This is a genomic window from Nocardia suismassiliense, assembly GCF_900269665.1.
Taxonomy (GTDB): Bacteria; Actinomycetota; Actinomycetes; order Mycobacteriales; family Mycobacteriaceae; genus Nocardia; species Nocardia suismassiliense.
In genome coordinates this window covers 6,963,933-6,987,243 of record NZ_LT985361.1, presented here as the reverse complement: position 1 = coordinate 6,987,243, position 23,311 = coordinate 6,963,933, and the positions used below count along the sequence as shown (strand labels likewise).

The following is a 23,311-nucleotide window of genomic DNA, read 5'->3' as shown; positions in this document are numbered from 1 at the left end:
GAGATCCGATGTCAGACAAGTCTTTCGGCCGACGGCAGTTCGGCGCCGGTGCCGCGTTGAGTGCCGCAGCCCTGGTGGCCTCGGCCTGCGCCACCGGCAGCACCACCACCGGCACCACGAGCAACAACTCCAGCACGCCCAAGGTCCGCACCACCGAGGGCACGGTCCGCGGCAAGCTAGAGAACAACGTCGCGGTATTCCGCGGCATCCCTTACGCCCAAGCCCCCGTCGGGACACTGCGCCTGCAAGCCCCGGTCCGGTACGCGCCATGGAGTGGAGTGCGCGAGGCATTCGACTTCGGACCACAACCACCCCAAGCCGTGATGCCGGGCTCCACCGCGAACACCGCGAATGATTCGGACGAGTGGCTCACGGTCAATGTCTGGTCTCCGGACGTGAAAGCCTCGGGCCTACCGGTCATGGTGTGGATCTACGGCGGCGCGTTCATGATGGGATCCTCGGCGCAGCCGTCCTACAACGGCACGAACCTCGCCACCAAAGGGGTGGTGGTCGTCTCGTTGAACTACCGGGTCTCGATGGAAGGCTACGGCCTGATCACCGGCGCTCCCGCCAACCGCGGTCTGCTCGACCAGATCGCCGCCCTGGGCTGGGTGCGCGACAACATCGCCGCCTTCGGCGGTGACCCCGGCCGGGTCACGATCTTCGGCCAGTCCGCGGGCGCGGGCTCGATAGCGATGCTGCTGGCCGCACCCGCGGCACACGAACTGTTCCAGCGCGCCATCGCCCAATCCGTGCCCACCGCACTGCAAACCCCCGAGCTCGCCGCCGATGTCGCCACGGTGGTCGCAGCGCGGGCCGGCAAACAACCCACGATGGCCGACTTGACCGGCGTCGACCCGCAGACCCTGGCCGACGCGGCCGCGGCGGTGTCGAAGAACATCGCGCAATACCAGGACCGCTGGGGATACGGGCTGGTGGTGGCCGGAACCGAATTCGGTCCCGTCATCGACCCGGACTCCTTGCCCGAGTCGCCCTACAAGGCACTGGCCCGCGGAGTCAGCAAGGACGTCACGCTCATGGTCGGCCACACCAAAGACGAATACAACTTCATGATCACGATGGCCGGAGGCACAGACAAGATCACCACCGAGCAGATCGACAAAGCGCTGCGGCTGTTGCCGCCGGTCACCGATGGCCCGCAAGCGTATCGGGCGGCTTACCCCGAGGCCGACGACAAGCGGCTTTACCAGATCGTGTGCTCGGATTTCCTGTTCCGCATGCCGAGTCTGCGCCTGGCCCAAGCACATACCGCCGGTGGCGGCCGCTCATACCTCTACGAATTCCGCTACGACAAAACCCCCACCGGCGCCGCCCACGGCAACGAGATCGCGCTGGTGTTCGGCCTCATCGACACCGAAGGCACCCGAACCTACGGCAACCCACCCGCGGCCGACGCCGTCGCACTCGGCAACCAAATGCAAGCCGACTGGCTGGCCTTCGCCACCACCGGCGACCCCGGCTGGCCCGCCTACCACCCCGACACCCAGCCGGCACGAAGCTTCGACACCACCTCCACCACCGGCCCATACCCCGAACACCCCGCACAACAGATCTGGGCCGATGACCCACTCGACCCACTGCCCCTGCGGCACAACTGACACCCCCGCCTGCCCCGCCGACGCTGCTTCGGCTCGCGGCGTCACATGTGCGCGGATCAAAGTCGACGGAGTGAATCCTCGTCAGGATCGCACCGGAATCGACAGCGGGTCTGCGATTTGAGCAAACCACAGTAATGGGCAGATCCTCTATTCGGTCGATGAGCGCCGATTGCGTATTTTTTCGGAATGGTGTCCTTGAAAGGGGCTACGGATGTGGCCGGTTCATGAGTCGGCAGCGGGCAAAAAGGCCAGGTTGCGGTATTGACCTGTGCGTCGTTTGTCGCTGGGTTATGGGTACGGGCGGTTGAGGGCGGGGCGTATTCGGGCCTGCTGCGTAAATTCAGAGAAACGTTTCCGAGCCACTTTGCCGAATGAGACAATCGCCATATATCGGCTCAGCACACAGTTGGCTAACCTGATTCTTCTCCGAAGGTTCATGAGGATGGAACGCAGGGTGCCGCCCGTATCACACCGATCGGGCCCGCGTTGTATCGCCGCCCCCTGCCCTTACGGGTCGCGGTAGGGGGTTCGTCCGCGTTTTGCCGAGTACCACCGATACGCAGGAGGTAGGCATGTCCATCACGGTCGAGAACAGTTCGACGTACATCACGGCGTTGTGGGAGCCGGTGGCCGACGAGATCGAAGCGGTGAACCTGGAAGTAATCGGCACGATTCCAACAGCGCTCAATGGCCGGTACTTCCGCAACGGACCCAACCCCACCCCCGGTGAACAGGTCGACCACGCCTGGTCGGCGCCGGGCATGTTGCATGGGATTCGGATCGCCGACGGCCGCGCGCAGTGGTATCGCAATCGGTGGATCCGAACATCGTTTCTGGACCATCCGATCGACAACGGGCAGCAGGCCGATGCCAAGGATCTGACGAATCACAACTGCAATCCCGGCATACTGCACCACGGCGGCAAGATATTCGCCACCGCCGATGCCGGCTTCCCTTACGAAATCGGTCCGGAGCTGGATACCGTCGGGGCTTGCGATTTCGGGGGACGGCTGCACACGCCGATGAACACCCACCCCAAAATCGACCCGGTGACCGGCGAACTGCACTTCATCGGCGCCACCCGCACCACCACGCCGTATCTGACCTACCACCTGCTGTCGCCGGAGAACAACTTGATCCGGTCAGAGGTGATCGACCTCCCCGAGCCCGCCCAGCAGCACGATATGGCCATCACCGAGCACTACGTGGTGTTCTACGACCATTCGGTGCTGACCGATGCCGCCATGAAGGCCTACACCACGTCCCCGTTCTCCTGGAGCGACACCAAACAAGCCCGCATCGGTGTGATGCCGAAGGGTGGCACCAGCGCTGAGGTCGTGTGGTTCCCGATCGAGCCCACCTTCGTGCTGCACACCGCCAACGCGCACGAGGATGCACAGGGCAGGGTGGTCGTGGAGGTCAACCGGGTGACCAGGGAGAACTGGGATCTCGGATTCGCCCGTCTCGGCGGGGCTGCCCCGACGACCGGCGCCCTGGACATGCGCAACCCGGTGCCGGAGTCCTACCTGCATCGCTGGGTCCTGGACCCGAAAACCCGCACGGTTGTCAGCTCCCGCCAGCTGGACGAGCGTGCCATCGAGTTCCCCACCATCAACAACGATCACGTCGGCCGCGACCACCGCTACGTGTACTCGATCGCCTACCCTCGCCACGACGCCCGTGACACCAGCTACTCGATCGTCAAATACGACGTCACCACCGGCAACAACCAGGAGCTGTCCTTCGCCGACACCGCGGTCCCCGGCGAAGCGGACTTCGCCGCCTCGCCCGAGGGCAGCGGCGAAGACGAGGGCTGGCTGATCTCGCTGATCCATCCGACCAACGGCGACCCCGCCGAACTGTGGATCATGGACGCCACCGATATCGGCGGAACCCCCACCGCCCGAATCAAACTGCCGCGCCGCGTGCCTTACGGCTTCCACGCCAACTGGATCCCGGACAGCGACCTATGACCGCCGACGACCGATACACCCGCGGGCGGAAACTGCTGGCCCGCCTCATGGGTAACGGCGGCAACCAGCGCCTCGCACACAGCACCAGCACACCCGACCTCGAGCGGTATGCGATGGAGTTCGTCTACGGTGACATCTACTCGCGCACCGATCTCCAAGTGCCGCAACGCCAATTGGTGGTGATCGGCGCGCTGGTGGCCCTCGGCGACACCGACGCACCACTGGCCGGGCACGTACATATCGCACTCAACGCCGGGCTGACTCGGCAGGAAATATCCGGCGCGATGCTGCAACTACTGCCCTACGTCGGATTCCCCCGCGTGATCAAGGCAATGGGAGTCGTCGACAAGGTCTTCAGCGAGACAGGGCGCCAGCCGATCTCGGCGCAGACCTGACAGCGGCGTCAGGAGAAGTCCATCGCGCGAGAGCCCGCACGCTCTCGCGCGATGGCCGCCGGGTGCTGCGGACCGTCATGATGGGCCGGCTGGCAGAAGACCTCTTCAGTGGCTCTTCGAAGCCACACAGCTCATCGTTCAGCTCCGCGACGGCAGTATGCACCAGCGTGACTCCTGGTAGACCGCGAGCAGCCGGCCCGGTTATAAGGCCGGCACCGTGGTGCGCCCGGGAGGATTCGAACCTCCAACCCCCTGGTTCGTAACCAGGTGCTCTATCCATTGAGCTACGAGCCCGCACCCGCGGGCCCGCGGGTGCGGGCTGGTTCCCTAGGGGCGGTTCGAACAGCATCCACACAAACGCCTACGCGTCGTGGACTTCAGATTTCCGCTGAAATCGAGGTGATTCGACGTCGTCGCCGTCATCGAAGAGGCGAATAGTCATGAATCTCCGGGCTGTCGAGGGATGTGGCGGTCGACTGATTGAAATTGGTCAGAGGTTCGGTAAATCGGCGGGGCTTGCAACGCCGCATATCGGTCCGCTCCGGGGTACAGTCGGGTATGTCTGTGGTCAAAAGTGGACATCCAGATATCCCGGAATTCGAATACCGCAACTCTCAGCGACCAGGTAAGGGTATCGAATTATTTCCCTTCGCAGACTTGGCATGTCGGTTGACCACGGAGAAGTTCGGTGCACCGCACCGCATCGACTTCCATCAACTCATCCTGGTCACCGCTGGCAATGGTTCTGCAACGGTCGATTTCGCCAATCATTCGTGTGGACCCGGCACGCTGCTGCACGTGCGCCCCGGCCAGGTGCAACGCCTGCCCACAACGTCGGATGGCCGGCTGGCGCAGTTGGACGCCACGGTGCTGTTGTGCACCCGCGACTTCCCGCTTCGGCTGCCGATGATCGCTGAGCTGGCGGGCGACCCGTTCGGCCCTACCTCCTGGTCGTTACCGCCGGACGAGTTGGTGATCTTGGATCGGGCGATGACCGATCTGCTGGTCGAGTACCGCAGGGTGGAACCCGACGTCGGCTCGGACACGCTGACCACCGACGTGCTGCGACACCTGCTGGCCGCGTTGCTGCTGCGTATCGCTCGGCTGCCGCACCCAAACGGGTCCGAGCCGGACACGGTGAGCGCCGAGACGTTCCGCCGCTTCGCCCACGAATTGGAGCGGTCCTTCACCACCACTCGGCAGGCGAACGATTACGCCGCCCGGCTCGGCTACTCGCTCAAGACGTTGAGCCGGGCGTGTCTCACCGCTACCGGCCACACCGCGAAACAGGTCATCGACGCCAGGGTCGCCCTGGAGGCCAAAAGGCTGCTCGTGCACACCGATTTACCAGTGAATACCATCAGCCACCGGCTCGGCTTCAGCGAACCGAGCAACTTCGGCAAGTTCTTCACTCATCATTGCGGCCAGACGCCAGGCGAGTTTCGAACTGTGGAGCATTGAACCCGGCTGGGCTCGCCTGACGCGGAAATAGATCGGCCACCGTCAGAGTGTCCATTTTTGACCATAGGTGCGCCCTGTTATACCTCGCAGAACCGGTCGGCGTACTGCGATTGTAGAGATCAGAAGATCATCTTCGATCACGCGGCATATCAGCACGGGATCGTGCTTCGCACGCCCGCCGTATGAACACCGATACGAAGGAGAAATACATGCATTACTCGAAGACATTCACCGCGCCGAAACGAATCGCTGTCGGCGCAGTCGCGGCCATGGCACTGTTCGGCCTCGTCGCCGGCTGTAGCTCCGATTCCAGTGACAACCAATCGGCGAACACGACAACGGTCGAATCGGCGAACACGTCGGTGGCCGACCAGAACGCGGCCACCGTACGGACGTTCTACGACCTTGCCGCGAACAAGCATCAGCCGCAGCAGGCCGCCGACACTTACCTGGGAGACCCTTACACCCAGCACAACCCGATGGTCGCCAACGGCAAAGCCGGATTCATTGCTCTGTTCAACCAAATGCTCCAGGAACACCCGCAATTCAGCAATGAGATCAAATACACTGTTGCCCAAGGAGATAAGGTGTCGGTCTTCAGTCTGATGAAGACCTCCGCGGATGACCGAGGCACCGTAGTCGCCGATCTGTTCCGGCTGCAAGACGGAAAGATTGTCGAGCATTGGGATGTGCTACAAGCCGTCGCCGAGACCTCCGCGAACGGAAACCCGCAAATCTGAACGCCCGGTGGCGTCGGGATGCTGTTGCTCACCGTGCTGACCGGTGTGGTTCTTTCTTGTTCCCGCAATCAAGGAGAAACAGGTGCGATCTCTCGTTACAGCCGCTGCTATCGCGGTAACTGCTATGTCGACCGGGACCGGTATGGTCCATGCCGATGCATCGCAAGACTTGACCCGATCACGTCCGGGATTCACCTCGTTCGACGGTGTGCAAGTCTCCTATTTCGAATACGGTCCGAGTGCCGATGCGGCTCCGACGATTGTGATGACCGGCGGATGGCCGGGGGACTCGAGCAACCAAGAACCCTTCGCCCAGCAGCTGGCTGCTAAGTATCACGTGGTGCGATATGACCAGCGTGGTTCCGGTGCCAGTGACCATCCCGAAGGTATCGACAAGTACTCGCTGGAGAATCTGGCCGGAGAATCCGGTGCCGTCATCGACGCCACCGCCCCCGGCCATCCGGTTCATGTCTATGGCGAAGCGTGGGGCCCGTTCATCGCCTCGGAGTACGCCCACCTGCATCCCGAGGGCCGCGTCGCCTCACTGACCTCGGTCGGGATGCCATCTGTAGATCTGGGGCAGGATGCTCTCAAACGCGCCATGATTGACCCGGCCAAATACCCGCAGGTAGCTCCTCAACTGGCAGTGGGGTCGTATTGGGCTGTTTTACAACCGGAACGGGCGCCGGAAGCAGTGATCGGTACGGGCCTGCCAACGATCGCGATCAACATCCTCTCTTACGCGACGAGCGGCGATTGGGACGCCCTGCGGAATTCCGATCTCACCCGAGAACCCACCAACGCGTACGACACGAGCTCCGGAGTCAATAAATATCGGGCATTAGTGCGTGAGAGGGTACTGTTCGGCTCTCATTACGACTATCTGCCCATACCGCAAGAGCGGCTTTTCCAGCTCGAAGGCGATTGGATCGAAACCGATCTCCTGGTTGACGGCTTGGAGCAGCGCACTCCCCACCTGGTGAAAAAATATGTGCCCGGTAGCCACTTCGACTTCATGGACGTAAGCGGCGACCAGATCCGCGCTGGCCTCGAGCAAGCCATCAGCGAGACCGATCCCAAGGCTAAATAACCTCTAACGCCCTATCAATTCCAGCAGATCGTCTGGAATGCTGCAGACCCGGCTGCGGGGCGGCAACTCGGTGCGCCGGGAGGATTCGAACCTCCAACCCCTTGGCTCGTAACCAGGTGCTCTATCCGTTGAGCCACGAACGCGTTGCCCGCGGTGCGGGCTGGTTCCCCCAGGGCGGTTCGAACAGCATCCACACAAACGCCTACCCGTCGTGGACTGCAGATTTCCGCCGATATCGAGATGATTCGACATCGCCGCCGTCATAGAAGCAATCTGGAGGACTGTCCAACGCGCGACCAGCTGCAATACAGTGCGTTGGACCGACACCGCACAGACCGAGATAACCGCTCGTTCTGGTGAGGTTGCGCGAACACCGTTGCCCCTGCGAGGATTCGCGTTAGGCACTGCTGCCGATGTTGAGAAGCACGGCTACTCCGTCGACTCCTAGGATCGTGCCGATATGCCCGGTCACCAAGTCCGGTTTGCCGTCACTGTTGAAATCGTCGGTGGCGATGGCGTTGACGAAGGTGCCTGCGGCCATTGGCTGATCAGGTGCGAAGGTGATCGGCTCGCGCGGTGTGGTCCGGTTGAGTAGCAACGAGATTCCGCCGGGCAGCCCTTTCAGTGCTCCGTCATTGGCGGTGGCGATGTCTGGGCGGCCGTCACCGTCGAAGTCGGCGGTGGCGACGTATTCGGGGACTAGGCCGGTGCCGAATACTGGTGCGATCGAAAGAGAATCGGGGAAGATCGGTGTCATCGAGCCGGTGGGGGTGCGGTTGTCGAGCACTGTGATCCCGGCCAGCGGTGTGCCGAGGGAGATGGCCGCGGCGATATCTGGTTTGCTGTCGCCGTTGTAGTCGGCGATGCCGATGCTGTTCGCGGTCGGTACGACGAATTGGTGGGTACGCAATACTGGCGCCGGGGCCCCGGGTGCGGCCTCGTTGATCAGGACTGTGACCTGGCTGGAGAACGTCTGTCCGACAACGACGTCGTTGCGGCCGTCGGCATTGAGGTCAGCGATCTTCAATCCTTCAGCGACGAATCCGCCGTCGAAGGAGAACGGCCCGCTGAAGAAGACCTCTGGCGCGCCCTCGTGTGTGGTGTTCATCAGCACCTGCACGTTCGCGGACACGACGTTGAGAAAGTTGCCGATCAACAGGTCTGATTTCCCGTCGCCGTTGAGGTCACCCGCTTCGATCTGAGTCGCTCCCAATCCTGCCGGGAACGAGTGGGCTGAGGTGAAATCTGGCTGCGGTGCACCGTCTTCGGTGCGGTTGAGAAAGACTGACACACCACCGGTGTTGATGGTCATGGTGTTGCTGCTCGCTACGTCGATCTTTCCGTCGCCGTTGAAGTCCGCTGCCGCTGCCCCGGTGGTAACCGGGCCGGAGGCGAGCTGGGTCGGGACACTGAAATGTGGCTCGAAGCTGCCGGGCGTCGTCTGGTTGGTCAGAATCGAGACTCCGCCCCAACCGAATTGCAGCGCATCGGCGGGCAAGATGTCGGGGCGGCCATCTCGGTTGAAGTCCGCGGTCTGCACGTCCCACAGCACACCGGATGCGGTGTTGAAGAAGGCGGCTGGGGTGAATCCGATTGCCCCGGCCGGACCTGCGCCCACCGCGCCGAGTGCGCACACACTCCAGACCGCCGTAGCGGTGACCGCCGTGCGCAACGCCGCTTTCGAACCTGATCGACTCAACGCCGACCTCCTTATCGCATTTCCGCTGATAACAATATTTCCGACGCCATAGTCCGAGTCATGTGTTTCTCCACAGGGGTTATCGCAGGTCGGCGATGAAGACGTGGTCGATGCCGGCCGCCACGGCACGCAGCGGAAACGGCAGGTCGGCGGCGCGAGTCTGGATCACCTTGGGCTCGGCCGGCTTTCGGGTTCGGCCCAGCCGTTGCACCGAGGCCGTGCCCGCAGCGAGGATGTTGTGCACCCGGTCACTGTCGCGGAATCAGCCACGCCCACTTGCCTTGCACGCGATTGGTGAAGCGCTTGTTGAACTTTGCCACCGAGCGGGGCAGACGTAAGCCCATGTCACGGATATGTGTTGATCAGTACCGACACACCGCCGGGAACCACTGCGACATTACCGACCGACAGGCTCGGGACGTTGCCGGTGACCAGATCCGGCCTACCGTCGCCGTTGAAGTCCGCGCTGACAATGGAATTGGTGCCGATCAGCCAGTCGGAGGCCCGATACCCCTCCGGGCCGACCAGCGACAATTGCGACGCGCCCTTGGCTGTGCGGTTGCCGAACACCGCGACGTCATATCCGGGCAGCGGGAAGTCGTTGTTGGCTGCGATATCCAGTACACCGTCGCCGTCGAAGTCGGCGGCGACCACTCCCTCGCACACGAGTCCCATCGTGTTACGCGCCTGGGTCACCTCCCCGATCAGATCCGCACCGGCATCAGCGCCGAATTCGGCGACCGGCGCACCGGGGGCGGTGTTGTTGAGCCGCACCGAGATACCGCCCGTCGTCCGGGCGGAGATCAGGTCGGGTTTGCCGTCGGAGTTGACGTCGGCCAGTTCGATGCCCGTCGTGGTGATGACCCATTCCTCGGTGAGATTGAAACTCGGCGCGGTAGCACCCGGCGGGGTGGTGTTGACCAGCACCGAGACATTGCTCGATCCGGTGTTGGCGGCCAGCAGGTCGATCCGACCGTCATTGTTGATATCGCCGACGGTCAGCCCCTCCGCGGCGAGACCGCCGAGGATGTAGGTCGGAGCCGAAAACGACAGTGGCCCACCGGCAGCGGTGGTGTTGAGCAACACGCTGATACCGGGGGTCGCCGGAAACCCGAAGTCGGCGCTGACCATGTCGAGCTTGCCGTCGGAATTCACATCGGCGGCACGCACCAGCGTCGGCAGTGCGCCAGTGGGGAAATTGATCGGGTCAGCGAAGCTGGCCACGGCCGCACCCGCAGGGGTGGTGTTGTGCAGCACCGAGATTCCGTTGGAGCCGACATCGGCGATGTTGGCCGCCAAGATCTCCGGGGCGCCGTCGCTGTCGAGGTCCACCACATCCACACCCGTCGGAGCGAGCCCAGCGTTATGGCCGGAAGCCGGCGCGAAAGTCGGCTCGCCCCCACCGTTGGCCGTGGTGTTCAGCAGTACCGAAACCCCCGGGAAGCCGGGCACGCTGAACCCGCCGAGGGTCGCCGCCATCGCGTTCGCCGTGACGATATCGGGGCGTCCGTCGCGGTTGATGTCGCCGGTGTCGACCAGCCAGGGCACAGTGCCCACATTGAAATTGAACGGACCGGCGAACTTACTCGCCCCGGTCGCGGACTGCGACGAAGAGCCGGTCGGCGGCGCAGCCACCGCCACCGGCGCGACAACGCTCGCCGAGACGGCGACCAACACACTCACGACCCGCAAGCCCTTACGCCCGCGACCCCCGGGGCACTCAATGCTGACGCTGATGATCGGCTCCTCTGTTACATGTCGTCCCGGATCAACCGCAAGGTTCGTCCGCGCCGACTCGACGTCGATGTCGTGACCCAGCCAATCAGGCCGCGCGCGGGAAATCGATGGTCCCCACGGCCGAAAAGATGATATTTTCAGCCGTCTGTCGGCAAGCATCAGGAGGCCACGCATGCGGACGACGCTGTCTGTGACACCCCGCCGCTCTGCGGCTGGAGCGGCGATCATCATCGACGTCGGGATCGAATACGGCGTGCCCATCGAGGCCATGCTGCGCGACACCGGGCTGACCGAGCATCAACTGCGTGAGCCGACCGCCGAGATCGACGCCTGGCAGGAGATCGCCGTGGCGAGCAACCTGCTATCGACATGTTATGCCCCAGGTCTGGGATTGATCACGGGTTCCCGCTACCGCATCACCACCTACGGAAGCTGGGGTCTGGCAATGGCCAACAGCGCTACCATGCGGGACGCCGTGCAACTCGGTCTCCGCTATTTCGCGCTCACACACTCGTTTTGCCGGGTGAGTTTCGATGAAGACGACACCACCGCCCGATTTCACCTCGACGCCACCGGTGTTCCCGAACAGGTCCGCACATTCTTCACCGAACGCACCGTCGCCGCGAGCCTGCTGACCGCTCGGGATATCCTTCCCGAATTTCGTTACAAGAGCGGACAATTCGCCTATCCACGCCCGGCCGGCAGCGGAAAGTATGACGAGATCCTCGGAGTCCCAGCCACTTTCGATGCCCCTCAAACAGCGATCACAGTGGAGCGCGAACTGCTCGACCCGTCCCTACCGCGCGCCAATGAGAACACCGTTCGCTGGTACGAACAGCAGGCGCGCGGTCTGCTCGACCGCCGCAAACCACAGCCCAGCCTCGCCACCCAAGTCCACGCCTACATGCTGGACAGCCCCGACAACTTGCCCACAGTTAGCGCCACCGCCCACCATTTCGAGCTGAGCGTGCGCACTTTGAATCGCAAACTCGCCACCGAAGGCACCAACTTCCGCACCCTGCTGGACGACACCCGCCAACGCCTCGCCGAGGACCTCCTGCGCGCCGGGCTCAGCGTCGGCGAAACCAGCTGCCGCCTCGGCTACGCCGAACCAGCCAGCTTCCAGCACGCATTCCGCCGCTGGCGCGGCATGTCCGCAGGACAATTCGCCCGCAACCACCGCTCGACTGCCGCGCCCTGAGGCTACGAGGACGGAATCCCTCGCCGTAGGCGCGAGAACCGTTGTTCGGACCTCGAGCAGGAACTCCACTTCGCCACTGCTGATCCATCGGGGCTGCCCGTGGGATGGATCGGTGCTGCTGGGCCGCGAACTTCGGTGATCTCCCAGCGGGGCGAAGGTCTCGCCAGCCACAATGGTGGCCTGCGGGTCAACCGCGCGGACAGTGCCGTCCAGGAAAACCGTTGGTGTGGTGGGCTTCTCGCCCGTCTTCGGGGGGCTCGGAGGATTTCGGTATGGATGTCGCGACGGTGGACCTTTCCCGGGACGACCCGGGCGCGCGGCGCGACCTGCTGGCTGCAGCGCGCGAGACCGGGTGTTTCCGGGTGAGCGGCCACGCTGTCCCACAGGCGATCACCGACGATATCCTGGCGGTTACTCGGCGGCTGTTCGCACTGCCGCAGGAGTGTCTGCTCGAGGTGGAGAACGTGAAATCGCCGCATTTTCGCGGTTATTCGCGGGTGGGCGGGGAGCACACCCACGGTCGGCCCGACTGGCGGGAGCAGTTCGATATCGGCCCGGAACGACCGGCGCTCGAGCTGAGGCCCGGCGATCCACGGTATCTGCGTTTGATCGGGCCGAATCAGTGGCCGACCGTCCTGCCGGAGTTGCGGCCCGCGGTGCTGGCGTGGCAGGAGAATTTGCAGGCGGTCGGCGTGCGAGTGCTGCGCATGCTGGCCGCCAGTCTTGGGCAAGCATCGAGCTGGCTAGATCGATGGTTCGACGACCAGGCGGCGGTGTACCTGAAGTTGCTGCACTACCCGGGAAGTGCGGAGAACCAAACCCGGCAGGGCATCGGCGCGCATCGCGATTACGGGTACCTCGGCATGCTGCAGCACGACGACATCGGTGGACTTCAGGCTCGCGCCCGGGACCAACGATGGCTGGACGTGCCGCCGCGCCCAGGCGAATTCGTGGTCACCATCGGCGAGATGTTGGAGCGGGCCACCAACGGCTATCTACGGGCCGCGCCACACCGCGTGATCAGCCCGCCTGGCGGCCGAGACCGCTACAGTGCGGCATTCTTCCTCGCACCACGATTGGACGCGGTGGTCGAGCCGATGAAACTGCCAGGGTTGGCCACCGCGGCTCCCGAGGACTCGCCGTCGGCCTATGGCGAACTGGCGCTGGCAGGCTGGCTGCGGTCCCATCCGAATGTGGTCGAGCGCTGGTACCGGGCGGTGTCATGAACACGACCGCATTGCTGACCGCGCTGACCGAACAGCTCGCCGACACCGCGGAGCTTGCTCGCGCCGGTCGCGAGTTCCGTGAATCCGGTTTCACCACAACTGGTTTCCTGGCACCCGAGACCGTGAAAGCGGCCGTCCGCGCGGAAGCCGAAGCGCTGATCACCTCGCACGGAACCCGTCGCGAACTCCGTTTCGCCGAAACCGGGCACACACCACGCCGCATGCGCAACGCACGCCGCGGCGAAATCCATCGACACGGCACCGTGATTCCCGCTCTCTACGAGTCCGAGGACCTGCGTCAGGCCCTGGCCGTGATCGCCGGCGAACCGGTGCTGCGCTGTCCCTACGAGCCCGAGCAATTCGTGATCACGGAGCTGACCGAATCCGGCGACACCCACGGATGGCATTGGGACGACTACAGTTTCGCCCTCGTCTGGGTCTTGGACTGTCCGCCCGCGGAGGACGGCGGATTCGTGCAATACGTACCGAACACCGTGTGGGACAAGGAAAGTCCACGCCTGCATCGCCAGTTCATCGGTCGGCCGATCCTGTCCGCGGAGTTGCGCCCCGGCGACCTCTACCTGATGCGCACCGACACCTCTCTGCACCGCGTCTATCCGCTGTCGAGAGGGCGGCGACTGATCCTCAACATGGCCTACGCGGCCCACCGAGATCTCACCAAAATCCACAGCCACGAAACCATGGACACGTTATGGGCGGCGCCATGAAAGTCGCATTCCTCGGCTACGGCGAAATCGGCGCCACCGTCCTCGGACCATTGGCCGCCCAGCACGACGTGGCCGCCGTGGTCACCCACCGCCCCGAATTCGGCGGACTCGGCGAGGGCCACGTCGCCACGCTCGCCCACCGGCACGGTTTGCGGACCCTGTTCGCCGACGACCTGGCCACCGCACCCGGGGTGGCCGGAGCACTGACCGCGGCCGCGCCCGAGGTCCTGGTCTCAGCCAACTGGCGCACCCGCGTGCCCGAGGACGTGCTCGCCATCCCCTCGTTGTGCCCGCTCAACATCCACGATGCCCTGCTGCCCGACTACGCCGGATTCGGCTCGGTCAACTGGTCGATCCGCAACGGCGAAACCGCCATCGGCCTGACCGTGCACATCATGGAACGCGACCTCGACACCGGACCCGTCGTGCACACCGTCACCGTCCCCATCGCACCCCACGACACCGCGACCACGGTGTATTCCGCACTGCTGAAAGAATATCCACACGCCTTGCTCACCGCCCTCGAACGCGTCGCCACCGGCGCGACACCTACCCCGCAGCGCGCCGGCGGGTCCTTCTACCACCGCATCACCGAAGCCGACACCCGCATCGACTGGACCCAACCCACCACCAGAATTCTCGATCTCGTCCGCGCGCAAAGCGACCCGTTCGTCAACGCCTGGTGTCTACTGGACGGCCGCAAGCTCTACATCAAAACCGCCGTCCGTCCCACCCGCGCCCACCGAGGCACCCCGGGCCGGGTCATCGCCCACACCGACGGCGGCGTCGCGGTCGTGTGCGGGCACAGCTGGAGCCCCGATGCCGACGGCATCATCCTGCGCCAAGTCCAGCGCCCAGACCAGCCCGCCGGACCCGCCACCGACATCCTCGTCCCGCGCACGCGATTATCCTGATCACCGCCTGTATCCGCTGAGTGGATCGTGGCGGTTTTAAACACACGATATTCGGCTACTTGCGTGCGTTCGCAGGTCTTCGGATCGGAAACCGAACTCACCATCGCAGCCTGTCATCGGTTGACGCAGGACACGCGCCCCGAGACCGCCTCGTTCATCCGACTGTAGGGTCTCGAAATCTGTGGTGGACCGCCAACTGACTGACCCTTGTCACTTACGGTTTGTCTCACGTCGTGGCGGGCATAGAATCTCAATTCGGTGGCATTTCCTCATACTTCGTCCGTGGTCACGACACGAGCCGCGAACCGCGCCGCTGACCGACCAACCTCCGCATGCCATCATCCCCACCAACCTGGGTCGCGCAACGGCAGCGGCAGAGCTGATCTGTTCAGTCGACCAGCCCGCGGCGTAGCGCTGCCATGGCATCGGCGAGTGTGCGGCGGGAGATGGCCGCGTCGGTCAGATGTGAGCCGTGGAATGTGCCTGGGTAGCAATGTAGTTCGGTGTTCACTCCGGCTTGCAGGAGTCGCTGGGCGAAGTCGATGTCTTCGTCGCGGAGCGGGTCGAACTGCATTGCGGAAATGTGGGTGGGTGGCATGTTGGTGAGGTCGTGGGCGCGGGCGGGCGCGGCATAGGCAGATACGTCCGGGGAGCCGGGGACGCCGGTGCCCAGATAGTAGGACCAGCTCTGCTGTCCGATGGTGCGGCTCCAGTTCGGGGTGTCGGTGTAGGTGCGGGCGGAGTGGGTCTGCAGGCGATCGTCGAGTTCGGGAACAATCAGGTACAGGAACCTGATCGCGGGACCGTGCTCGTCGCGTGCGCGCAGCGCGACCGCGGCGGCGAGACCGCCGCCCGCGCTTTCGCCGCCGACGCCGATGCGCTCGGGGTCGACGCCGAGCTCGGCGGTGTTCTTCGCCACCCACTCCAGCGCCGTGTAACAGTCGTCATGCGCGGCAGGAAACGGATGCTCGGGGGCTAGCCGGTAGTCGACCGAAACCACCAGTGCGCCAACCTCGTCGGCGACCCGGCTGGCGTGGTTGTCACCGTCGATGACCCCGTTGATGACGTAGCCGCCGCCGTGGAAGTAGACCAGCGCCGCAAGATCGCTGGTTCGATCGCGCGGCGCGAAGAGCCGGACCGGAATGTCGTTGCCCGACGGTCCTGCGATCGTACGGTCCTGCACCCGGAGCGGGACCGACGGTTGATGTTTCGGCAGCCCGGCGAATTTTTCGGCGATCCGCTGCCGCGCCGCCGTCGCGTCGGTCCACGACCCGCCGAGGCTCCGGGCGGCCGACTCGGCGAGTTCCGGATCGTAGCTGTAGGTCATGGTGTCCCTGCTTTCTGGTGTCGAACCCGAGGAGAATTCACCGGTCGCGAGACGCACAGAGATCGGGGTTGACCTGGCAACATCCGACCATTCGACACTAAGCGATCAACGACGGTTCCACCCACCGAAGTCCTAGTCAGTTATCGAACAGCAATCCTCGATCAAGGCGTTGTCGAACCAGAAGTTCGCCGACCTCACGGAGCGGGACGCCCGCGACAGCGTCGGGCCTGCTCACCGGCGCCCGATGTTGAGTCCGGGCGGATAGAGCTCGAAGAACGCGGACAGAAGACCGGCTACAAAAACCCGCACACGAACCATTGATCCCGAAATGGATGTACGACGAGATGGCCGCCCGTCGTAGCAATCGGCGCGGCTCACGTGCAGGCAGTAGCGATAACAAGCATCCCCTGACGAAACGTGGTTACCTGTTTCGGGCGAGAATATTGTGGTTTTGTTCCCGAAGAATGCAGGGTGTGCTCCACGACATGGAGACATTTACTACACGTGCTGGCCTCGAGGAAATAATCGAGGATGTGCAGAGAAATACGCAGCTCATCCCAAAACGGTCTACGTCCGTGAGGACGCGATTCTAGATGCGGTGTCGAAGTTCTTCGCCGATCGCGTGTTCGGCACTTATCGTCATGAGCGGCTCGGCGCCGATCTCGCTGGTATCGATGATCGCGACGCACAACAACGACGGGCCGACCGGGAACGCTACCAACGCAGCGTTGACGACCTGACGCGACGACAAGATTCTGTGCTGCGCCAGGCGCAGCATGGCGAGCCGGATGATCCGTTCACCAAGGCGCTCCGCAACATCACCATCAAACTGTCCGCCGACCAGTTGCCCGGAATCGCCCGCGCTGCGGCATCCGTAGGCATCACCACGACTACCGCTACCACTGAAATGCCAGGTCAACCCATGAACGGCAATTGTGTGGATGTTGTATGTTCCCCCGGCGAGATTCGAACTCGCACCTCCCGGAATCTAGGTCCGGTGCCTCTACCGATTGGGCTACGAGGGATCGGGTTTCGTATCCGTGAGTGGAGTCGAACCACCGACCTGCACCTTCGGCGGGTGCCGCTCTTCCACTGAGCTACACGGATGTGAAACACGGGTGGCAGCAGGAGGATTCGAACCTCCGGTGGTGAATACACCTGATTTACAGTCAGGCCCCTTCGGCCGCTCGGGCATACTGCCGTGTTGGTCGTCGCTGTGTAGTTGTGTGCAGAGACACGAAAAAGGGGTCACCCCTTGGCGATTGCCGCGGAGTGACCCCTTGCACGGGTTTGTGGAAGACACGGGTCAGGGGCCGCTCCGTACGGTCAGCCGTCGATAGGCGACCGTCGATAGCACGGAGTTGGCGTGCGACTGCCAGGCACCGCTGCGCGACCACCGTCGCTGCTGGGTCCCGGTCATGTCTTCGCCTTCCTGATCGTGTGTGTTCTCTGGTACCGACGTTAACATCCGAATTTCGGCTTGGGAACCGGTTTTCGGGTCAGAAGGTGCGGTTGGACTCGCGGGCGATCGTGAAGCCAGCGCCGGTGGTGTCGTTCGTGCAGGTCACCCCGTTTTCGGCGGAGTCACAGGTGAACGCGCCGACGGTGAGTACCCCGCCGTACGGCAGCACCCGCCCGCCGCCACGGCTGCCGCCGTCGATCGGCGCGCCGACGAACACGCCCTGGTTCAAGCAGCGTGCGCCCGAACGCTTGCCGACGGTCAGCGTGCTGCCCTGCGGATTCTTGCTCCAGCACTCCTTGAACTCCGCGGGTGCCGGCGCGGTGGATCCCTGGCAGCCGACCTGCGCGTTGTCGTCGATCGGTTGATCGAGGATCGCGCAGAGGAACGATCCGCTCGGCGACTGGAAGTAGTACCCCATCTGCTGCCGATATTGGGCCGGGTCGACCGGGCCGGACGCCGGTGGGCGTGCGGCGGTGGCGGAGGAAGTCGGCGCGGCGCTCGCCGTGGTGGTCGGCGCGGCGGACGAGCTCGCCGCGGGCGAACTCGGCGCGGCCGAACTGGAGGTCGGTGTGCCCGAACCCTTGTCGTCGTTTCCACACCCGGCCAGCAACGCCAGCGCGACGGCGCACGGCACCACAGCGATACGAGCTCCTCGGATTTGCATGACGGCATTCTGTACCGCGTCGCCCGGCTTTCGAACAGGACGCGCCGGACCCCGGAGATCTCATCGCCGCAGGTGGTGCGGTCCGCGATCAGTGCTTGCGGGCCTGCAATGTGACGCTGAGCGGTAGCCGCTCCGGATGCTCGGTGAGGTGCCATTCGCCGCCGGCGCCGAGGGTCATCTGCCCGGGCAGGGCATGCCACGGCACACTGCGATGCTCGGTGAGTCCGGTGATCGAGAGTCCGGCGTTCAGCACGGCGGTCACCAGCTCGCCGATCCCGTGGTTCCACTCGTGGGTGGTGGTCTGCTGGAACTCGGCGTCGGTCTCGACATAGGTGCCGCCGTCGGAAAACACCATCGGCTCCGGCGTTTCGAAGTACGGGTAGCCGACAACCAGCCGGTCCGTATGGGTTTCGTCGATCGTCGCCAGCATCGGATGGGTATCTCGGATGAACAGCCGTCCACCGGGCCGCAGCAGTCCGGCGACAGTCTTCGCCCAGCGGTCGATGCTCGGAAGCCAGCACAGCGCACCGATTCCGGTGTACACCAGGTCGAATTGCGCACCGCCGAGCGCGGTTACCGCATCGAAGACATCGGACTCGACGAAATCGATTCGAGCCCCGGCTTTTTCGGCGAGTTTCCGAGCCTGCGCGAGGGACGCGGGGGAGAAGTCGAGTCCGGTCATGGTGGCGCCGAGCCGGGCCAGTGAGAGCGTGTCGGTGCCGATGTGGCATTGCAGGTGCACCGCGCGCAACCCGCTGATGTCGCCGAGTAACGGACGATCGAACCGAACCACCTCGCTCAGAAAGTCCGGTTCGGCGAGGAACCGATCCACCGCGTAATCGCGCGCCGCGGCGTGGACCGGTGCGCGCTCGTCCCAGTTTGTTTTGTTGAGGAGCAGGTAGTCGTCGGTCACAGTCGCCACTGTGGCATGGCGACCGCGGCGAGCGCATGTGAAATTATGGTCAGCAATCACCCCGCAAGCCGACCGGAACGGACAAATCGGGCATTATGAACACCATGACCCTCGCTACTGATCGACACGCAGCATGCAGGTAACCGCACTCGAGTGGGTGATCACCATCGTGGTGATCCTCGCCCTGTTCGTCTTCGACTTCTTCGCGCACGTGCGCACCCCGCACGAGCCGACCTTCCGGGAATCCGGCTTCTGGTCCGCCGTCTACATCGGGCTCGCCCTGGCCTTCGGCGGTTTCGTCGCCTGGCAGTGGGGCTCCACCTTCGCGGGGGAGTACTACGCGGGTTTCGTCACCGAGAAGGCGCTCTCGGTGGACAACCTGTTCGTCTTTTTGATCATCATGTCCACCTTCGCGGTGCCTCGGATCTATCAGCAGAAGGCGCTGCTCATCGGCATCGTCATCGCGCTGGTGATGCGCGGTGTGTTCATCGCCGTGGGCGCGGCCGCGATCAACGCGTTCAGCTGGGTGTTCTACCTGTTCGGCCTGTTCCTCATCTACACCGCCGCCAAGCTGATCAAGGAGAGCGGTCACGAGGTCGAGCACGAGGAGAAGCGCGACAGTCGAATCGTCGCGCTGGCCAAACGGGTACTGCCGACCACCGAGAGCTACGACGGCGACAAGCTGATCACCCGCGTCGACGGACGTCGCGCGTTGACCCCGCTGTTCCTCGCTCTGCTGGCGATCGGCTTCGCCGACCTGCTGTTCGCCCTGGACTCGATCCCGGCGATCTACGGTCTGACGAGCGAGCCGTACCTGGTATTCACCGCAAACGCGTTCGCGCTCATGGGTTTACGGCAGTTGTACTTCCTGATCGGCGGACTCCTCGATCGTCTGGTCTACCTGTCCTACGGCTTGTCGGCCATCCTCGCGTTCATCGGCGTGAAGCTGGTGCTGCACGCGCTGCACGAGAACACGCTGCCGTTCATCAATGGCGGCGAGCACGTCAGCGTGCCGGAAATCTCCACCGCGGTGTCGCTGGGAGTCATCCTCGGCATTCTGGTCGTCGCGACGGTCGCCAGCCTCGCGCGTACCCGCTCGGTCGCAGCGAAGCGCTGACGTTCAGAACACCCGGTTGCTGTCCGGGGCGATCTCGAACCCGTGCCCGTCTTCGTCGTTGCTGCAGATGACGCTGAAAGTCTCGGCCCGACAGGTGAATCCGTGCGCGCTCAGGGTCGCTCCGGCAGGTAGCACCGGCCCGACGCCCGGGCCGGCACCGGGCACCACCTCGGGCCCGGTGTAGAAACCCTGGTTCACGCACAGATATCCGGCGTCCTCGCCGACCGCCACCGCGGCGGCGGCCGGATCGGTGCTCCAGCATTTCTGCATATGCGGCGGCGCGGGGCCGGTCGCGCCCTGACAACCCGCGGTGCGCCGGGGCTGGCCGACCGGCTGATCGAGGATGCCGCAGGTGATGTGCCGGTCCGGCGTCTGGAAGTAATAGCCGTCGACGGCTCGGTACAGCGCCGGGTCGGCCACCCCGGGCCGGGTCAGCGGACGAGCCGAGGAAGAGGTTGCTGGGTCCGTTTTGTCCGGTACACCCAGGTACGCGTACAACAGGCCTGCGGTGGCAGCCGTCGACGCGAAAACCGCTACGTAAGTGCGCATGGCGCGAGTCTGCCGTGTGGAACAGGCGGTATGTCCGTATCACGCACGGTGTGTCGCCGCAAGTTAGCTGACTTCGCCTAACGATCCGTCCTGGTTGTCCGATTCCCCGCCCACCGAAGGGGTGAGCGGGGAATCGGTAGGTGATCGATTCAGGACGTGAAAGCGCCCAGCACCGGAAGCCATTCGACGACGCGCACGTCATCGATCAGCTTCTCCCGTGCGAACGGGTCCTCGGCGAGCAGCGCGTTCAGCGCACCGGCATCCTCGGCCCGGAACAGGATCAGCGCACCGGACCCGTCCGGGTACGGCCCGCTGGTCAGCAGGTTGCCCGCGTCGAGCTGACCGGCCAGCCAGGCGCGATGCGCGGGCCGGTGGGTGTCCCGGTCCGGGACCGTGGCCGCGGAGTAGGTGTAGTGAACGGCGAAGATCGGCACGGGAGATCGCTTCCTATACGTCGGATGTCAGAGCGTGAGCAGCATCCGAGTATTGCCGAGGGTGTTGGGCTTGACGTAGCTGAGGTCGAGGAACTCCGCGACACCGGTGTCGTAGGACCGGCACATCTCCGCGTACACCTCGGCCGTCACCGGCGTGCCGTCTATCTCCGCGAACCCGTGCCTGGCGAAGAAATCCACCTCGAAGGTCAGCACGAACACCCGCCGCAGCTCCAGCTCGCGCGCCACCGTGATCAGCTGCTCCACGATGAGCCTGCCCACCCCGCTGCCCTTGACATCCGGGTGCACCGCGACCGTGCGCACCTCACCGAGATCGGCCCACAGCACATGCAGCGCACCACAGCCGACGACGCGGCCCGCGAGCTCGGCCACCCAGAACTCCTGCACCGCTTCGTACAGCGTGACCAGGTTCTTTTCCAGCAGTATCCGACCGGCGTAGACATCGACGAGGCGCTTGATCTCGGGCACGTCGGAGGTTCGCGCGCGTCGGACAACCAGCGGGGCGTTCTGCGCGCCTAGAGGCACGCCCGGATGTGCGTCGCTGGTCGAACCACCTAGTGGTCCCCGAGAGTTCATGGGGTGCAGAGTAGTCGGGCGGGTTACCGATAGGCTGAACGTGTGCCGCACATCCAGTCCTCCCGCTCACCGCATCATGCCGGGCAGCGGGTTCGGCATGACATGCGCCGGGTAGGCGCCGGTCATGGGCGTTGTCTGGAGTGTTTATCGTGAGCGGGCGCACCACCTCACAGCCGCTCGCGCTCGTGCCGGAGCTCAGCGTCGGCGAGGTGCGGCGATGAGTGCGCAACCCGAGGAGATCGAGCGACGCTGGGCCACGTCCGAGCCGATCCCGTCGAGCATGGTGACGCCGCACGCCGAACCCGTGGTGCCGCTGATGAATATCGCGAACATCCTGACCATGCTGCGCATCGCGCTGGTCCCGCTGTTCGTGGTTGCCCTGTTCGTGGGCGACGGGCACGAGACCTTCTGGCGGCTCGTCGCGGCCGCGCTGTTCGGCATCGCCGCGATCACCGACCGGTTCGACGGGCAACTGGCGCGCAAATACGGTCTGGTCACCGATTTCGGCAAGCTCGCCGACCCCATCGCGGACAAGGCGTTGATCGGTTCCGCGGTCATCGGGTTGTCCGTACTCGGCGATCTGGCCTGGTGGATTACCCTGGTCATCTGCGGCCGGGAGATCGGCGTGCCCCGGCTGCGCCGGGCCGTGGTGCGCCGGGGCGTGACCCCCGCCGGTCGCGGCGGCAAACTCAAGACCCTCATGCAGTCGATCGCGATCGCGGTCCTGCTGCTGCCACTGGGTGGCTGGCTCGTCGGGGCGGGCATGGTGCTGATGTATGTGGCCGTCGCGCTGACCGTGATCACCGGCCTGGACTATGTCGGGCAGGCGATGCGGGTGTGGTTCGCGGGCGGGCCGGGCCGAACGCGCGGCGCATGAGCCCGGCATCCTCGGCACCGGCCGATCCGTTGATCGCGAACGGGCAAGTCGCCGACCTGGTTCGAGCGCTGCGCACGGCGGGCCAGACCGTCGCGACCGCCGAATCGCTCACCGCCGGGCTGTTGTCCGCGACCATCGCGGGCGTGCCGGGTGCCAGCGCGGTGCTGCGCGGTGGCATCGTGGTGTACGCCACAGATCTGAAACACAGCCTCGGCGGTGTCAGCGACGAAGTACTGGAGAGCGAGGGTCCGGTCGCCGCGAGCACCGCCGAACAACTCGCGGTGGGCGCCCGCACGCGATGCGGGGCAGACTGGGGAGTGGCACTGACCGGTGTGGCCGGACCTGATTCGCAGGACGGACATCCGGTCGGCACCGTCTTCCTCGGACTCGCCGGGCCGGGGCACACCGAGGTGATGCGGTTGAAACTCCTCGGGGACCGGTGGACGATCAGGATCGGCGCGACGCACATCGCCGTGCGGGAACTGCTGCGATGTGTACGACGACCGGACGCGGGTACGAGCAGGCAAGGTGAGTGATTTGCGCCGGGCGGGAACCAACCGGGCCTCGTCCGACGTTGTGCCAGAAAGAACG

Annotated in this window: 23 protein-coding genes and 5 tRNA genes; 13 read left to right on the top strand and 15 right to left on the bottom strand. The window is 64.5% G+C overall.

Translation table 11 applies throughout. The features are described from left to right. The first annotated feature begins 8 nt into the window (after window positions 1-8). The 3 genes from DBO33_RS31125 to DBO33_RS31115 all read left to right on the top strand — a co-directional run bounded on the left by DBO33_RS31125 (window position 9) and on the right by DBO33_RS31115 (window position 3,987). The gene (locus tag DBO33_RS31125) at window positions 9-1,619 is read left to right on the top strand and encodes a carboxylesterase/lipase family protein (RefSeq protein ID WP_107658232.1); all 1,611 of its coding nucleotides are present in this window, start codon (window positions 9-11) and stop codon (window positions 1,617-1,619) included. Between the two features lie 572 nt (window positions 1,620-2,191). Beyond that, window positions 2,192-3,592, top strand: a complete 1,401-nt coding sequence (locus DBO33_RS31120; protein ID WP_107658231.1) for a carotenoid oxygenase family protein — start codon at window positions 2,192-2,194, stop codon at window positions 3,590-3,592. Beyond that, complete coding sequence (locus DBO33_RS31115) at window positions 3,589-3,987, top strand: carboxymuconolactone decarboxylase family protein (RefSeq protein WP_107658230.1); 399 nt, start codon at window positions 3,589-3,591, stop codon at window positions 3,985-3,987. Before DBO33_RS31120 ends, DBO33_RS31115 begins: the two co-directional genes overlap by 4 nt. A gap of 218 nt (window positions 3,988-4,205) precedes the next feature. On the opposite strand, the gene DBO33_RS31110 is transcribed toward DBO33_RS31115, so the two are convergent. After that, window positions 4,206-4,281: transfer RNA gene (locus DBO33_RS31110), tRNA-Arg, on the bottom strand. Window positions 4,282-4,656: 375 nt separating this feature from the next. On the opposite strand from DBO33_RS31110, the gene DBO33_RS31105 reads away from it, so the two are divergent. From DBO33_RS31105 to DBO33_RS31095, 3 genes are all read left to right on the top strand, one after another. Beyond that, window positions 4,657-5,448: an AraC family transcriptional regulator gene (locus DBO33_RS31105; protein WP_159080620.1), complete on the top strand. Its 792-nt coding sequence runs from the start codon at window positions 4,657-4,659 to the stop codon at window positions 5,446-5,448. A 269-nt stretch (window positions 5,449-5,717) separates the two neighbouring features. Continuing rightward, window positions 5,718-6,188: a nuclear transport factor 2 family protein gene (locus DBO33_RS31100; protein WP_159080619.1), complete on the top strand. Its 471-nt coding sequence runs from the start codon at window positions 5,718-5,720 to the stop codon at window positions 6,186-6,188. Between the two features lie 124 nt (window positions 6,189-6,312). Further along, window positions 6,313-7,278, top strand: a complete 966-nt coding sequence (locus tag DBO33_RS31095) for an alpha/beta fold hydrolase (protein WP_107658227.1) — start codon at window positions 6,313-6,315, stop codon at window positions 7,276-7,278. Between the two features lie 71 nt (window positions 7,279-7,349). On the opposite strand, the gene DBO33_RS31090 is transcribed toward DBO33_RS31095, so the two are convergent. The 4 genes from DBO33_RS31090 to DBO33_RS31080 all read right to left on the bottom strand — a co-directional run bounded on the left by DBO33_RS31090 (window position 7,350) and on the right by DBO33_RS31080 (window position 10,660). Beyond that, window positions 7,350-7,421 (bottom strand) — tRNA-Arg (locus tag DBO33_RS31090). Window positions 7,422-7,675: 254 nt separating this feature from the next. Next, complete coding sequence (locus DBO33_RS31085) at window positions 7,676-8,977, bottom strand: FG-GAP repeat domain-containing protein (RefSeq protein ID WP_159080618.1); 1,302 nt, start codon at window positions 8,975-8,977, stop codon at window positions 7,676-7,678. A 79-nt stretch (window positions 8,978-9,056) separates the two neighbouring features. Further along, window positions 9,057-9,221: a hypothetical protein gene (locus DBO33_RS43160; protein ID WP_159080617.1), complete on the bottom strand. Its 165-nt coding sequence runs from the start codon at window positions 9,219-9,221 to the stop codon at window positions 9,057-9,059. Between the two features lie 101 nt (window positions 9,222-9,322). Continuing rightward, window positions 9,323-10,660 carry an FG-GAP repeat domain-containing protein gene (locus tag DBO33_RS31080; protein WP_159080616.1) on the bottom strand — a complete coding sequence of 446 codons (1,338 nt, stop codon included), beginning with the start codon at window positions 10,658-10,660 and terminating at the stop codon, window positions 9,323-9,325. A 226-nt stretch (window positions 10,661-10,886) separates the two neighbouring features. Here DBO33_RS31080 and DBO33_RS43155 point away from each other — a divergent pair, with 226 nt between their 5' ends. The 4 genes from DBO33_RS43155 to DBO33_RS31055 all read left to right on the top strand — a co-directional run bounded on the left by DBO33_RS43155 (window position 10,887) and on the right by DBO33_RS31055 (window position 14,783). Continuing rightward, window positions 10,887-11,915, top strand: a complete 1,029-nt coding sequence (locus DBO33_RS43155; RefSeq protein ID WP_159080615.1) for an AraC family transcriptional regulator — start codon at window positions 10,887-10,889, stop codon at window positions 11,913-11,915. 272 nt (window positions 11,916-12,187) lie between these two features. Further along, on the top strand, window positions 12,188-13,141 hold the full coding sequence (locus DBO33_RS31065) for an isopenicillin N synthase family dioxygenase (RefSeq protein ID WP_107658224.1): 954 nt from the start codon (window positions 12,188-12,190) through the stop codon (window positions 13,139-13,141). After that, a complete protein-coding gene (locus tag DBO33_RS31060; RefSeq protein WP_107658223.1) occupies window positions 13,138-13,869 on the top strand; it encodes a HalD/BesD family halogenase in 732 nt (243 codons plus the stop codon). Before DBO33_RS31065 ends, DBO33_RS31060 begins: the two co-directional genes overlap by 4 nt. Continuing rightward, the gene (locus DBO33_RS31055; RefSeq protein WP_159080614.1) at window positions 13,866-14,783 is read left to right on the top strand and encodes a methionyl-tRNA formyltransferase; all 918 of its coding nucleotides are present in this window, start codon (window positions 13,866-13,868) and stop codon (window positions 14,781-14,783) included. Before DBO33_RS31060 ends, DBO33_RS31055 begins: the two co-directional genes overlap by 4 nt. 388 nt (window positions 14,784-15,171) lie before the next feature. Here DBO33_RS31055 and DBO33_RS31050 read toward each other — a convergent pair whose 3' ends face one another. The 7 genes from DBO33_RS31050 to DBO33_RS31020 form a co-directional block, all read right to left on the bottom strand. Next, on the bottom strand, window positions 15,172-16,110 hold the full coding sequence (locus tag DBO33_RS31050) for an alpha/beta hydrolase (protein WP_107658221.1): 939 nt from the start codon (window positions 16,108-16,110) through the stop codon (window positions 15,172-15,174). Between the two features lie 589 nt (window positions 16,111-16,699). Continuing rightward, on the bottom strand, window positions 16,700-17,029 hold the full coding sequence (locus DBO33_RS43150) for a hypothetical protein (RefSeq protein WP_159080613.1): 330 nt from the start codon (window positions 17,027-17,029) through the stop codon (window positions 16,700-16,702). 32 nt (window positions 17,030-17,061) lie between these two features. Continuing rightward, window positions 17,062-17,135: transfer RNA gene (locus DBO33_RS31040), tRNA-Leu, on the bottom strand. A 10-nt stretch (window positions 17,136-17,145) separates the two neighbouring features. After that, a tRNA-Arg gene (locus DBO33_RS31035) sits at window positions 17,146-17,217 on the bottom strand. A gap of 12 nt (window positions 17,218-17,229) precedes the next feature. Beyond that, a tRNA-Tyr gene (locus tag DBO33_RS31030) sits at window positions 17,230-17,311 on the bottom strand. 298 nt (window positions 17,312-17,609) lie between these two features. Then, entirely contained in the window at window positions 17,610-18,236 is a 627-nt protein-coding gene (locus DBO33_RS31025) for a hypothetical protein (protein WP_159080612.1), read from the bottom strand. An 88-nt stretch (window positions 18,237-18,324) separates the two neighbouring features. Next, window positions 18,325-19,149, bottom strand: a complete 825-nt coding sequence (locus DBO33_RS31020) for a class I SAM-dependent methyltransferase (protein WP_107658218.1) — start codon at window positions 19,147-19,149, stop codon at window positions 18,325-18,327. 133 nt (window positions 19,150-19,282) lie between these two features. Here DBO33_RS31020 and DBO33_RS31015 point away from each other — a divergent pair, with 133 nt between their 5' ends. Beyond that, window positions 19,283-20,266 (top strand): TerC family protein, encoded by a 984-nt coding sequence (locus DBO33_RS31015; protein ID WP_107658217.1) that lies wholly within the window; start codon window positions 19,283-19,285, stop codon window positions 20,264-20,266. A gap of 3 nt (window positions 20,267-20,269) precedes the next feature. Here the strand turns inward: DBO33_RS31015 and DBO33_RS31010 are convergent, their stop codons facing one another. The 3 genes from DBO33_RS31010 to DBO33_RS31000 form a co-directional block, all read right to left on the bottom strand. After that, the gene (locus DBO33_RS31010) at window positions 20,270-20,815 is read right to left on the bottom strand and encodes a hypothetical protein (RefSeq protein WP_107658216.1); all 546 of its coding nucleotides are present in this window, start codon (window positions 20,813-20,815) and stop codon (window positions 20,270-20,272) included. Between the two features lie 149 nt (window positions 20,816-20,964). After that, window positions 20,965-21,249 carry a YciI family protein gene (locus tag DBO33_RS31005; protein ID WP_107658215.1) on the bottom strand — a complete coding sequence of 95 codons (285 nt, stop codon included), beginning with the start codon at window positions 21,247-21,249 and terminating at the stop codon, window positions 20,965-20,967. Between the two features lie 27 nt (window positions 21,250-21,276). Then, the gene (locus tag DBO33_RS31000; protein WP_199856813.1) at window positions 21,277-21,843 is read right to left on the bottom strand and encodes an amino-acid N-acetyltransferase; all 567 of its coding nucleotides are present in this window, start codon (window positions 21,841-21,843) and stop codon (window positions 21,277-21,279) included. A 217-nt stretch (window positions 21,844-22,060) separates the two neighbouring features. Between DBO33_RS31000 and pgsA the strand changes: the two genes are divergently transcribed. Continuing rightward, window positions 22,061-22,720: a CDP-diacylglycerol--glycerol-3-phosphate 3-phosphatidyltransferase gene (gene pgsA, locus DBO33_RS30995; RefSeq protein WP_107658213.1), complete on the top strand. Its 660-nt coding sequence runs from the start codon at window positions 22,061-22,063 to the stop codon at window positions 22,718-22,720. Then, entirely contained in the window at window positions 22,717-23,256 is a 540-nt protein-coding gene (locus DBO33_RS30990) for a CinA family protein (protein ID WP_107658212.1), read from the top strand. Before pgsA ends, DBO33_RS30990 begins: the two co-directional genes overlap by 4 nt. Window positions 23,257-23,311 lie beyond the last annotated feature (55 nt).

Bases quoted from the DNA above. Each gene is read 5' to 3' on its own strand.
- DBO33_RS31125 (WP_107658232.1), top strand. From the start codon at position 9: ATGTCAGACAAGTCTTTCGGCCGACGGCAGTTCGGCGCCGGTGCCGCG.
- DBO33_RS31120 (WP_107658231.1), top strand. From the start codon at position 2,192: ATGTCCATCACGGTCGAGAACAGTTCGACGTACATCACGGCGTTGTGG.
- DBO33_RS31115 (WP_107658230.1), top strand. From the start codon at position 3,589: ATGACCGCCGACGACCGATACACCCGCGGGCGGAAACTGCTGGCCCGC.
- DBO33_RS31100 (WP_159080619.1), top strand. From the start codon at position 5,718: ATGGCACTGTTCGGCCTCGTCGCCGGCTGTAGCTCCGATTCCAGTGAC.
- DBO33_RS31095 (WP_107658227.1), top strand. From the start codon at position 6,313: ATGTCGACCGGGACCGGTATGGTCCATGCCGATGCATCGCAAGACTTG.
- DBO33_RS43155 (WP_159080615.1), top strand. From the start codon at position 10,887: ATGCGGACGACGCTGTCTGTGACACCCCGCCGCTCTGCGGCTGGAGCG.
- DBO33_RS31065 (WP_107658224.1), top strand. From the start codon at position 12,188: ATGGATGTCGCGACGGTGGACCTTTCCCGGGACGACCCGGGCGCGCGG.
- DBO33_RS31060 (WP_107658223.1), top strand. From the start codon at position 13,138: ATGAACACGACCGCATTGCTGACCGCGCTGACCGAACAGCTCGCCGAC.
- DBO33_RS31055 (WP_159080614.1), top strand. From the start codon at position 13,866: ATGAAAGTCGCATTCCTCGGCTACGGCGAAATCGGCGCCACCGTCCTC.
- DBO33_RS31050 (WP_107658221.1), bottom strand. From the start codon at position 16,110: ATGACCTACAGCTACGATCCGGAACTCGCCGAGTCGGCCGCCCGGAGC.
- DBO33_RS31025 (WP_159080612.1), bottom strand. From the start codon at position 18,236: ATGCAAATCCGAGGAGCTCGTATCGCTGTGGTGCCGTGCGCCGTCGCG.
- DBO33_RS31015 (WP_107658217.1), top strand. From the start codon at position 19,283: ATGCAGGTAACCGCACTCGAGTGGGTGATCACCATCGTGGTGATCCTC.
- DBO33_RS31010 (WP_107658216.1), bottom strand. From the start codon at position 20,815: ATGCGCACTTACGTAGCGGTTTTCGCGTCGACGGCTGCCACCGCAGGC.
- DBO33_RS31000 (WP_199856813.1), bottom strand. From the start codon at position 21,843: ATGAACTCTCGGGGACCACTAGGTGGTTCGACCAGCGACGCACATCCG.
- pgsA (WP_107658213.1), top strand. From the start codon at position 22,061: ATGAGTGCGCAACCCGAGGAGATCGAGCGACGCTGGGCCACGTCCGAG.
- DBO33_RS30990 (WP_107658212.1), top strand. From the start codon at position 22,717: ATGAGCCCGGCATCCTCGGCACCGGCCGATCCGTTGATCGCGAACGGG.